This window comes from Chitinophaga vietnamensis, assembly GCF_902167635.1.
GTDB lineage: Bacteria > Bacteroidota > Bacteroidia > Chitinophagales > Chitinophagaceae > Chitinophaga > Chitinophaga vietnamensis.
Map to the genome: position 1 here is coordinate 1 of NZ_CABHMS010000003.1, position 10,873 is coordinate 10,873.

Consider the following 10,873-nt stretch of genomic DNA (forward strand, 5'->3'; position numbering starts at 1 on the left):
TTGGGGATGTGTATTTTTAGTATCTTAGGAGAATGTATAAGGGGGCAGGCCTCGCGATATCGCGGGGCCTGCCCCTTTATACATTCTTGCTTCGGTTATTTGTCCTTTTGTTGAAGCGCTGTCAGGATCGCTTCTCCAACGCCCTGCGCTGATGCGGGGTTCTGTCCTGTGATCACTCTCTGGTCTGTCACCACGTGCTTCTGCCAGAGGCCAGACTTTTCAAAGATGGCTCCCCGTGCGATTAATTTATCTTCGAGGAGAAAAGGAACAACGTCGTTTAGCTTTACCGCCGTTTCTTCTTCATTAGTGAATGCATTGATCTTCTTACCAGCTACCAGGTATTTGCCATCGCTCAGCCGGATGTTCACAAGGCCTGCGGGGCCATGGCAAACAGCGCTGACGATGCCGCCTGCTTCATATATCTTTCCTGCGATATCAGCGAGCGTAGTATCATCTGCAAGGTCCCACATGGCGCCGTGTCCGCCGGCGTAGAAAATGGCGGCATACTTTGAAGGATCTACTTCACCGGGTTTCATGGTATGCGCTGTTTTTTCACGATAGATGGGATCATCCCAGAATTTTTTGTTGACAGGATCTTCAAGATTGAATCCATCCACAGGCGCTTTGCCGCCTTTAGGGCTGACGAAATCAATTTCATATCCCGCTTGATGAAGCACCTCCCAGGGATGTGATACTTCTGCAAGATAGTAACCGGTGGGCTCCCCGGTTTTGCCTTTTTGATCATGGCTGGTCACCACAAATAAAATTTTCCTTTCCATTTTGTTTACATGTTTTTTCGTTTGTGCCGCCGCCGGATGCCAGATAGTGGCAGCCATAGCGAACAAGCCAATTGCAATAGATAACATTGCCTTTTTCATACATTTGAATGCATTGATTTGACGATGTAAAAATCTTTACAAATGGGATAGTGGCACAGGAACCAGGTCACAAATTTGGTGTGAGGTATGTCACACTACCTGGAAAGGCGACTCAGTGTTTCTCTCGAAACACCTAAATAGGACGCGATCAATGTCTTCGGTACTCTTTGGAAAAGCTGCGGGTAGGTAGCCAGCAGTTGATGGTAACGTTCTTCCGCTGAACTGTTCAATAATGACAAGATCCGCCGCTGTAGCGATACATAGCCGGTGGTCAATTTTCTCCTGAAAAAATGCTCGACTTTGTGCAGGTCTGCACATATTTTTTCTCTGTTATACAATGACAGGCAGAGCACTTCTACCTCTTCGATGCAGTCGATGCTCAGACTGGCCTTTGTTTCATTGAAATATGCCTGGTAGTCCGTGATCCACCAATCCTCCCAGGCGAATTGCAGGATATGCTCTTTGCCATCGTCAGGATTGGTGTAGGATGCTTTCAGGAGCCCTTTGGTAACAAAAAATTCGTTAGATACAAGCTCGCCTTCCTGAACGAGGAACTGATGCTTTTTATATTTTTTCGCAGTAAAATGTGATAAGATATATTCAAACTCGCTGTCTGTGAGCGGGGTGATTTTTTCAATATGTTGCCTTAGCTGTGCGCTCATTTTTAGTCTCGTTAATTCAGCCTTTTACAAGGCTGATGCAAAGAGTGCAAGATATGGAAATATTACATCACTTTTTTGCTGATGGCGGCATAGAAAGCGGTTTTATAATGTTCTCCGATCGGTACGGGCCTGATATTGCCGCCAAAATGTACGGCGGATTGTTCAATCGTTATGATCTTCGAAGCGGCTACAAAAAAACTTCTGTGTGCCCTGAGTAATAAGCCTGGCGGGAGTTTCGATTCGATATCCTTGAAGGTGCCTCTCACAATTAATTTTTCATCGCGATGAAAAATTGCCACGCAGTTTTTCATGGCTTCGATATAATAGATATCTGAAAAATTAACTTTAAATATCCGGCCTTTGGCGCCAGCCTGGACAAACATATATTCTTCTTCCTTGGGTTTTTCCCGGTTGAAGGGCGTCATCACTTTTTCTACAGCCATTAAAAATCTTGAAAGCGGGATAGGTTTCGCCAGGAAATCTACCACGCCGAATTCAAATCCTTTAATGGCATACTCGGTGTAGGCGGTAGTGAATATGATCTTGCACTTGTCATGGACGATCCTGGCTATTTCCAGGCCAGTCATTTCCGGCATTTGTATGTCCAGGAATACGAGGTCGAATTCCCCTTGCTGAATGAGCGATAAACCTTCCAATGCGCTAAGCGTACTGCCGGCCAGCTGCAGGTTTTCCGTTTTGCTGATATGATGCGCCAGCACATCTATGGCGCTTTTTTCATCATCGATAATAAGACAGCGGATCATCGTTCAAAATAGTTTAAGGTTTAACATGGGATGGAGAGGCTTACACTGAAGAAATCTTCTTCGCTTTGTACATCGAGATTATATTCATTCCCGTATTCAATGGCAAGACGTTTCCTTATATCTGATAGCCCTATCCCCGACGACTGCCAGTTGGGCCGCGTCGCTTTTCTGTTGGAAATCAGCATCTGTAAATGGTTTTCTGTATTTAGAAAGAGGTCTATTTTTAATGGACTTTGAGGTTTTATATCGCCATGCTTGAATGCATTTTCCACCAATGTAATGAGGAGGAAAGGGATCACTTTCTTTCTGTAACAGGCAGGATCTGTATTGAACTGAACGTCGATATTATCGTTAAATCTTAATTTATTGAGGGCAATTAATTTGTTGATCTGTTCAACTTCTTCGCCAACGTGTGTTTTCCCGTCAGCATCCGAACCTGTTGCTGAATATCTCATGAAGTCAGCCAGGGTAATGATATTTTCCGCCAACTCCTGCGATACTCTCAAGGCTTGCGAATAGAATACATTGAGCGCGTTGTGCAAAAAGTGCGGATCTATTCTGGCCTTCAGGTAGGCGTATTCCATTTTGAGCCTTTCGTTTTCGATGTTCGCCCGCTTTCTTTCGATGGCGGCGGCTTCTGTTGCGTACCAGAACCCCAAAGCAAATAAAGTATAATGAAACCACCACCATAAGTGCATCGCAAAAAAAGAAGGGATATCATAAGGCAGGGGAGGGTACCCGAATCTGGGGTATACTGTTTTGAATAGCATATACTTGATGCTGAAGGTGGCAACCAACACCAGGATGGTGAAGATGGCAAATAAAAAATATTTTTTCTTTGCAAGATAATTGGGTAGTAGCAATAATGCACCTGCATAGAAAATCATGATGGCAGTGGAGTATTTCACGAATGCGTCGAGCAGGCTAACGCCTACGCCCTTATTCTGGACATAGAGGATAAGCGTGTTAATGGTGACGAATGCTGTCCAGAATGTTGTATGTAACACAACTGTTGTCCCCTTTGATATTTTTTTTCCGGTCATCTCTGTTCGTTATTAGAAAAGTGGTTGTTGATAAATGCCGGCCAGGCGTTTATTTCATAGCTTGGTTCTATGTCAGGCTTAATACTTTGGTCAGCTTAAATTAAAATTATCCAAGCTGTTTGAAAAAGTCAGACAAAAAAGCTGAATAGGGTTATTCTCGGGACAAACGCCATTATTCTCATGTAAAACTTGTTAGGTGCAACAGAAATGTTGTGTAGCAATAAATATAAATATTTTATTTCATATTGATTCGCGGTTCAAACCTTTTGTAGCAAGAAACGTTGGCTATTTCGAAAGCATGGATGGGCTTCGCGCATTTTCCGCAAGCCCGAAAATATCGATGGACAAATAAATGCAGTGCAACTACTTATTTTCATCAATGATACATACCTATTATCGTACTTAAACCCTTCACATGAAAAAGTTATTTGCTATCCTGATCCTTGGGATCATACCTGTTTTTTTCCTGACCGCCTGTATTAGAAACGATGCTGAAAACCTGAAATTAAAAGACCCTTCCACTGATAAAAAGAACGTAGCTAAAGATGTCGCCATTTTAGGAACCTGCGATGCGGAAAGTTTCGGTGTATATGAGGGCGGACCAACAGACAGGCCGGCTAATTCCCTTGGTATACAGATCAACAGTACTGGCTGGTCTTCTGCGGTAGTGGGATATAAAGAATATAATTCTACCGCTCCGTTTACAAATTATACCATCGCGGCGCCCACCAGCAGTATCATTACCTTTGCTTCTGGTATAGACGCTTTGAAAACATGGGATGTTCAATTGACGCTCACCTGTTCAGACGGATCGGTCAGCACATCTTCCCTGCATCATGATGTGATGAAAGGTTATGATGTAGGACCCAGCGCCAGCAACAATGTTACCCTTACTCAAACCAGCTCGCCTTCAGGAACGATCACCATCAAGAATAACTTTAGCTTTCCCATTTATTCCGGGCTGACATCTTATCCGTCTAACACTATACTTTATCCGGCGCAGATGATCGCGCCAGGGGCACAGCTTTCTTATTCTTCACTGGCTGCCGGAAGATATGGCGTGTTACTGAATAAGTTTACCACTTTCCCGGGGGCACAGGCTTTTACAAGAGTGCTTACCCTTTGATCAGTTGATCACAATTTTTTGATCACCAATATCCGCAATGGCGGAAAGGTGCTGAAGTAATTGGGCCTGTAAGCCGTTGTTTGCAGGCCCAAAGCTTCAAAGTTGTCTTTATATTCTTTGCCATGCCTGAAATCGGAGATGATGCCGGTGCCGCCTGGCTTCAGTACACGGCTGATCTCTTCGCAGGCGGTGCGTCTGCCTTCTTTGTTGTAGATATTATGCAAACAAAGATTCGAGAGGATCACATCGAAAGTGTTATCGGCAAAGTTCATCTTCATCACGTTCTCATTCCTGATATCTATCTTTTCTGCAACACCTTCGATGGTGGCATTCTTCCATGCATTCTGCTGATGGTTGCCGGTGAGGTCTTCCGCATTCCAGATATCTATGCCGATGGATTTGCCGGTGCGCAGTCTTTTAGCGGCGCCGATCATCAGCAAACCTTTGCCGGTGCCTACATCCAGCACTTGTTCATTGCCTTTCCAGCTGATCTTGTTCAGCATGCGATCGCGATGCGCAAATTTGCCATATAATGAATAAGCAAGCATCAGTATCGCTTCCAGTATAAAGATGATGCCGGGAAAGATCATCCAGCTAACATAGATATAAGGAAAGAAAAATGGTATGATAAAAAGGATCGCACCGATAATAAAAAGATTTCTGATCACATTGGGCGCATCGATGCCGTAGTTTGTTTTTTGTGAAGAGGTCATGAAATAGGGGTTTAGGAGGATATGAAGTTACATCTTGTAAAGCGTTTTTCCTTTAAAATATATCGGCCTGTGCGCATTGAATGGGGTAGACAGAAAAAAGCCTTACAACTCAATGTTGTAAGGCTTCTCCCTTTGTTATAAGTTTTATTGATTTTTACACTTGCAAAATCCGGCGCTCAGAATATCCGGGTTCACATTGCCGCCAAGTTTCTCCAGTAAATATTGGTAAACTGGTAGCTGGTGTGCGCAGCCGGCGCCGGTGGTCACATTTTTGTCGTTTGTTGAATCCACTACAGAGCCGGTGGCTACCTGGGTATAGATGTTAGTTTTGTTTTCAAACCATTGCGGAAGGTTGGGAACATTATCCGGGATATTAAATATCCGGTAGCTTTTCGGGATGTTCTTGTTGAACAACTGGCTAAAATTGATGTCCCCTGTCATCGGCGATGCATAAGTATACACACTAAGGGATATCCCTTTGCCCTGACCAACAGAAACTGCCGCAGCATAATAGGTAGCCAGCGTGGCCCCCAGGCTATGACCTGCCACCACAGTGCTCACCTTTGCCGCGTCTTTCATATATGCTGCCGGATTAGCCGCAACAGTTTTCAACAAGACAGGATTACCAGAACCAGCAGGTGATACGATCTGGCATGTTTCATAAAGATTGTAGAACCCGCTTGGCACTTGCGCGTTGTTGTTGAACTCATTAAAGGTTGTTGGAACGATAAAGAAGTCTGAACCCCATTCAGCCTGGCTTTCTGTACCGCGGATCGCGATCACATAATCTGAAGAGCTCTTATGCTGCGCTATAAAACCAAAATAGACAGGGATTTTATTCTCTATCGCCTGTACATTGTACAACACATTGTAGTTGGTCAGAAAGTCTTTGTCTATCAGCAACTGGAAGGCCGAATTGTTACAGATATCCTTATACGCCTGCAGGGATGGGTTTTGCTGTGTGGCCGTATCATTATTGGCCACGGCCTGTTTGTAAATAATGTCTGCCAGATCGACGAGTTTGGCGTACTTGATGGCTGCTGGCAGGGAAACGGACACGGACTGGACTTGGGTTTGGGCTTGAATTTGAGCTTCCATAGAAAAATGGTTTTTGAGGATGAAGAATAAATTGGTTATTGAGGTATAAATTGTAAGGACTGCAAACTAATGTATTTTTCTGATCCTGCGCAATATTTTTTTGCATAGATTTTTAATAATAAGGGACAGTGCTGAGAGATAATAATGTAAATTACCGGCGATAAGAAAGAACTAAACAAATTTTAATCGCCTTTATTTAATGGGACTTCAGCATTTAGACATAGATAGCTATATTAACTGGTACAAGGAATTATCATACAAATTGGAATTTGCAACAGATAATGAATGGCGGATTAACAGGTATTTTCAAACCGCCCGGGATCTATACGAACGTTACGCGCGTGATCAAAAAAATATAAGGTCAAAAGAATTATCAGAGTGGCTGACGGCGGAATCAAATACCCTCTACGGGCGTGTGCAGGAAGTAAGAAGATATATGAAAAGTGACGATCTCCCTGATCTCTGGTACGTGCCGCCAGTATCAGCGTGGCTTGACTTTGACGCCGCACTGGATGATCTTGTCCATTCATCTACCGACTTCACAACAGGCGGGGTGCAGTCTTTAAAAGAAGAACTGAAGAGAATAAATGAAAAAGAATGGGTATTTACTAACAGCGTGCTTATTAATCATCCGTTCTATGTACTTGAGATAGAAAGAGCAGGGGAGGGCTGGGTAAAGCAATTGGCCCTGTTTGTAAGGGATTGCCATTTGGCTAAACAGTTGGCCCGCCACATATCAACACTGGAAACTCCCGCACCTGAAAATTCCGGCAGGCTGCCATGGGGAGGAACTGCGGCGGATTTGTCGGAATTGATAAAAGCCCTTTCCCTCACTGCACTGAAAGATGTTCCGGAAGCGGAAATAATCAGTATGCTGGGGCCTGTGTTTGATATCAACGGTGAACCATTCAATGAGGAAGCGTATCACATACATGCCAACGAATGGCAGGATAAGAAGCCGGAAGATATGTTCACGGCCCAACTGAATAACGCCGTCAACAACTTTTTGATGAATGAAAAAGCCTCGCAGTAATGCGAGGCTTTTTAGTATTCGTGTTGGTTTATTGCAGTTCCTGACGATAAGAGACCTTATCCACAATCTGCCATTTACCATCTAACTTCACCAGGTTAAACCGGTCGATAAATCGGAAGGTGGCAAAAGTCAATTGTACGTAAGCTGATCCGGTATCTCCATCCCAGGAATAGGAAAGCAGTTCAGGCTCGCAATCCTGTAATGCTGCCTGGGCAACCAGATCGAGGTATTGCGGCACTGTCCATTGAACCAGCTTTCCATCTACGATGGCCCTGATATTTGCGTCGGGGTGAAAGGCGGCCCGGAGTCTTTCGATGTCTTTTACCGGGCGTCCCTGAAGATAATTGTTGAGTGTCTGTTGGATCAAATGTTTTTCTTCTTCTGATCCGATTTTACTTGCTAGGGTTTCCATGGTTTTTTTGCAAATCTACAAGTATTGTTTTCAAAACGCCAAATATTACCTGCAAAACAAAATTATGGTAGATGTATAGTATCAAGATTGCCGTCTTGTGAAATGCGATGTAAGCCATCTCTCATAGCAATAATTTGCCAGAGCAGGGAATAAGTATTTTTTTTTGATTATTGAAAAAAATATATTGTTTATCGATAAATTTTTATTATTTTTGACTGTCGTTCCAAAAATTCAATAATCATGTCTAAAACAAACAACTTCGTATTTTGGGGCCTGTATATCGTGGCTTGGCTCATTTTCGTAGGCTTGTCTATTGAAGCAGGAGGCTTAATAGTAAATTTCTTTTTTAGTTTGTATAAGCCTGAATTTATCCAAAACCTTTATCAGAAGCTGGACTTAACTGAAATGTATAAGAACAGTAGATTAGCTTTTTTTGGTATCTACAGTTTTATTCTAATCATTTCAATTTTGAAAGCTTGTTTATTCTACATAGTCATCAGGCTAATGCACAAAATAGATCTGTCAAAACCGTTTAACGTTTTTGTTGCCAGGCAAATTTCCCAAATTAGTTATTTCACCCTTTCAATAGGCCTCTTAAGTTACATTGCCAGGCAATTGGGCGAAAATTTAGCGCGTCAGGGTTTCGTTACCGACAACCTAAACCAATTTTGGGCAGACAGCGAAGCGTTTATTTTGATGGGAGCTGTAATTTATATTATTGCTACGATTTTTAAAAAAGGAGTAGATATTCAAAACGAAAACGATCTAACTGTTTAAGCTATGCCAATCATTGTAAACTTAGATGTAATGATGGCCAAGCGAAAAATGTCGCTTAATGAGCTGTCAGAAAAAGTTGAGCTGACACTTTCTAATCTTTCTATCTTAAAAACCGGAAAAGCAAAAGCCATAAGATTTAGCACCTTGGAAGCTATTTGTAAAGCACTTAACTGTCAGCCAGCGGATATTTTAGAATATGTAGAAGAAAGCGAGAACTAATGAGATTGTGAAGCGATATTTATATCGTCGGTTTTATTACTGCTCTGGTGTAAGCGCACAAAATGACAAAAGCGTCATGATTTAATCTGATTTCTGCTTCACCAGTTATGGTGAAACCCACAGTTTAGATCATATCAACGAAAAGCCCGCAATCATTGAAGATTGCGGGCTTTTTCTGTCGGGACGACTAGATTCGAACTAGCGACCCCTTGCACCCCATGCAAGTGCGCTACCGGGCTGCGCTACGTCCCGAAAATTTTCCGGTGTGTTCCCGTTTGACGGGGATGCAAAAGTAGGTAAATATTTGATTTTTAAAAATTTTGAACACATTTTCTTTTAAAAAAATTTCAAATCAATCAACGGCAAAAAAATTTGCAGTTCTGAAAATAAATAACCAGCTTTAATCCCCGGGATTTTATCAACCAACATAACAGCATGAAAGAAGCGAACGCCGCTCGTACAAATATGCAGGTCGTGGCCGCCCAGGCCGCCCTATGGGCGCGTTTCCAGCAAGGCGACCGCCAGGCGCTCGCAGCCATCTATGAAGCGCATGTAGATGACCTCTTTCATTATGGCATGCACTTTTGCCAGGATAATAACCGGGTGAAAGACTGCCTCCAGGACCTCTTCCAGGATCTCTGGGCCAGCCGCGAACACCTCTCCGCCAATATCCAGAACATCCGCTATTACCTGATCAGCAGCCTCAGAAGACGGCTCCTGCGCTCATTGCAGCACGATCGCCGCTACCACCATCACCACAACTGGGACGCCTTCGAATTTGATCTCTCACAGCCCAAAGAAAATCAACTTATACAGGAAGAGACCATTGCGGAACAACAACGACTGCTCCAACAAGCCCTCAAAGCGCTGTCCAGAAGACAGCGCGAAGCCGTCTACCTCCGCTTTTACCAGAACCTCAGCTACCAGGAAGTGGCCAACGTGATGGCCATGCAAGTAGATTCTGTCTATAATACCATCTCCAAAGCCATCGCCATCCTCCGGAAAACGATCAGCCTGCCCATCCTCTTCTTCCTCCTCGGAAAATAATTTTTAAAAAAGTGATGAGATTTTTCACATCTCCTGCTCTCTGTTAAAAAGCATACACTTGGCAGCCAGGAACTATCATCTGTACAATGCCAGCGAACTAGCGCTGGATGAGGATTTCCAGGAATGGGTGCTCCATCCGGAAGCGCATCATGTGTTCTGGGAAAACTGGCTGCGGCAGTATCCTGAAAAAGAAAGTACGGTACAGGAAGCCCGACGCCTCGTAGCATCGATCCGCTTCCGTGATTACCAGCTGCCGCCAGAGGAAAAGGAACAACTGTGGGAAGCCATCCGGGATGGCCACGAATCAGTAGCGGCCAGGCCCTCGCAACACGGCCACTGGCGCCAGTGGTGGAAGTATGCCGCCGCCGTGATCATCGGCGCCGCCATCTCCGCAGGGTGGTGGTATACGCATCCCGCGCAGGAACCGGCGCTCTTCAGCACGCATACCAGCCTCGGCGAAACCCGCACCTGGATGCTGCCCGATAGCTCGGAAGTGACGCTCAACGCGGATTCCAGGCTGCTCTATACGGATGGTAAAACCCGCGAAGTATGGCTCGACGGCGAAGCCTTCTTCCACGTAAAACATAAATCATCTCAACAAAAATTCATCGTCCATACTTTCGATCACCTTAGCGTGGAAGTGCTGGGCACACAATTCAACGTCAACAGCAGGGGTAAAGATATCAAAGTAGTATTGCAACAGGGAAGCATCCGCCTGCATATCGAGGCAACAGCCGGCAAGAAAGAAGCGGAGCTGTCGCTCGTACCCGGAGAGATGGTATGCTATAACAAACAGGATGGCGACTATACGAAAAGTTCTGTAGATGCCATCCGCTACACCTCCTGGCATACGGGCAAGCTGATCATGGAAGACTTTACCCTGGCGGATGCCGCCGGATTCATGCAGCAGGTGTTCGGTAAAAAATTCATTGTACAAGACTCCGCCCTCCTGCGTTATAAGGTGTCTGGCTCCATGCCGATCATCTACAACGCTGATACCATGATGGCGCAACTCGGAAAAGTGTTTCCCATTCACTATCGTCAACAGCAGGATGATATCTGGATACAAAGAAAATAAACAACCAAAATACAGCACTTGTT

13 protein-coding genes and 1 tRNA gene are annotated in these 10,873 nt (G+C 44.3%); 6 read left to right on the forward strand and 8 right to left on the reverse strand.

Translation table 11 applies throughout. From position 1 onward, the window contains the following. Positions 1-95 precede the first annotated feature (95 nt). From FPG75_RS08135 to FPG75_RS08150, 4 genes are all read right to left on the reverse strand, one after another. Positions 96-878, reverse strand: coding sequence for a type 1 glutamine amidotransferase domain-containing protein (locus FPG75_RS08135; protein ID WP_143306289.1), 783 nt, complete (start codon positions 876-878; stop codon positions 96-98). Between the two features lie 95 nt (positions 879-973). Further along, a complete protein-coding gene (locus FPG75_RS08140; protein WP_143306290.1) occupies positions 974-1,540 on the reverse strand; it encodes a Crp/Fnr family transcriptional regulator in 567 nt (188 codons plus the stop codon). Positions 1,541-1,602: 62 nt separating this feature from the next. Then, on the reverse strand, positions 1,603-2,304 hold the full coding sequence (locus tag FPG75_RS08145) for a LytR/AlgR family response regulator transcription factor (protein ID WP_143306291.1): 702 nt from the start codon (positions 2,302-2,304) through the stop codon (positions 1,603-1,605). A 20-nt stretch (positions 2,305-2,324) separates the two neighbouring features. After that, positions 2,325-3,311, reverse strand: a complete 987-nt coding sequence (locus FPG75_RS08150; RefSeq protein WP_161597036.1) for a sensor histidine kinase — start codon at positions 3,309-3,311, stop codon at positions 2,325-2,327. A 451-nt stretch (positions 3,312-3,762) separates the two neighbouring features. Between FPG75_RS08150 and FPG75_RS08155 the strand changes: the two genes are divergently transcribed. Further along, positions 3,763-4,473, forward strand: a complete 711-nt coding sequence (locus FPG75_RS08155) for a hypothetical protein (protein ID WP_143306293.1) — start codon at positions 3,763-3,765, stop codon at positions 4,471-4,473. An 8-nt stretch (positions 4,474-4,481) separates the two neighbouring features. Here FPG75_RS08155 and FPG75_RS08160 read toward each other — a convergent pair whose 3' ends face one another. Both FPG75_RS08160 and FPG75_RS08165 read right to left on the reverse strand, forming a co-directional pair. Beyond that, positions 4,482-5,186, reverse strand: coding sequence for a class I SAM-dependent methyltransferase (locus FPG75_RS08160; RefSeq protein ID WP_201747912.1), 705 nt, complete (start codon positions 5,184-5,186; stop codon positions 4,482-4,484). A gap of 144 nt (positions 5,187-5,330) precedes the next feature. Further along, entirely contained in the window at positions 5,331-6,284 is a 954-nt protein-coding gene (locus FPG75_RS08165; RefSeq protein WP_143306294.1) for a lipase family protein, read from the reverse strand. A gap of 199 nt (positions 6,285-6,483) precedes the next feature. Between FPG75_RS08165 and FPG75_RS08170 the strand changes: the two genes are divergently transcribed. Continuing rightward, positions 6,484-7,317 carry a hypothetical protein gene (locus FPG75_RS08170; protein ID WP_143306295.1) on the forward strand — a complete coding sequence of 278 codons (834 nt, stop codon included), beginning with the start codon at positions 6,484-6,486 and terminating at the stop codon, positions 7,315-7,317. Between the two features lie 28 nt (positions 7,318-7,345). On the opposite strand, the gene FPG75_RS08175 is transcribed toward FPG75_RS08170, so the two are convergent. Beyond that, positions 7,346-7,729 carry a nuclear transport factor 2 family protein gene (locus FPG75_RS08175; RefSeq protein WP_143306296.1) on the reverse strand — a complete coding sequence of 128 codons (384 nt, stop codon included), beginning with the start codon at positions 7,727-7,729 and terminating at the stop codon, positions 7,346-7,348. Between the two features lie 240 nt (positions 7,730-7,969). On the opposite strand from FPG75_RS08175, the gene FPG75_RS08180 reads away from it, so the two are divergent. Together FPG75_RS08180 and FPG75_RS08185 are read left to right on the forward strand one after the other, a co-directional pair. Next, positions 7,970-8,506: a DUF2975 domain-containing protein gene (locus tag FPG75_RS08180; RefSeq protein ID WP_143306297.1), complete on the forward strand. Its 537-nt coding sequence runs from the start codon at positions 7,970-7,972 to the stop codon at positions 8,504-8,506. 3 nt (positions 8,507-8,509) lie between these two features. Continuing rightward, on the forward strand, positions 8,510-8,725 hold the full coding sequence (locus tag FPG75_RS08185; protein WP_143306298.1) for a helix-turn-helix domain-containing protein: 216 nt from the start codon (positions 8,510-8,512) through the stop codon (positions 8,723-8,725). A gap of 178 nt (positions 8,726-8,903) precedes the next feature. On the opposite strand, the gene FPG75_RS08190 is transcribed toward FPG75_RS08185, so the two are convergent. Beyond that, positions 8,904-8,977 (reverse strand) — tRNA-Pro (locus FPG75_RS08190). Positions 8,978-9,160: 183 nt separating this feature from the next. Here FPG75_RS08190 and FPG75_RS08195 point away from each other — a divergent pair. Both FPG75_RS08195 and FPG75_RS08200 read left to right on the forward strand, forming a co-directional pair. Continuing rightward, positions 9,161-9,772: an RNA polymerase sigma factor gene (locus FPG75_RS08195; RefSeq protein WP_143306299.1), complete on the forward strand. Its 612-nt coding sequence runs from the start codon at positions 9,161-9,163 to the stop codon at positions 9,770-9,772. Between the two features lie 58 nt (positions 9,773-9,830). Then, positions 9,831-10,850 (forward strand): FecR family protein, encoded by a 1,020-nt coding sequence (locus FPG75_RS08200; protein ID WP_143306300.1) that lies wholly within the window; start codon positions 9,831-9,833, stop codon positions 10,848-10,850. Positions 10,851-10,873 lie beyond the last annotated feature (23 nt).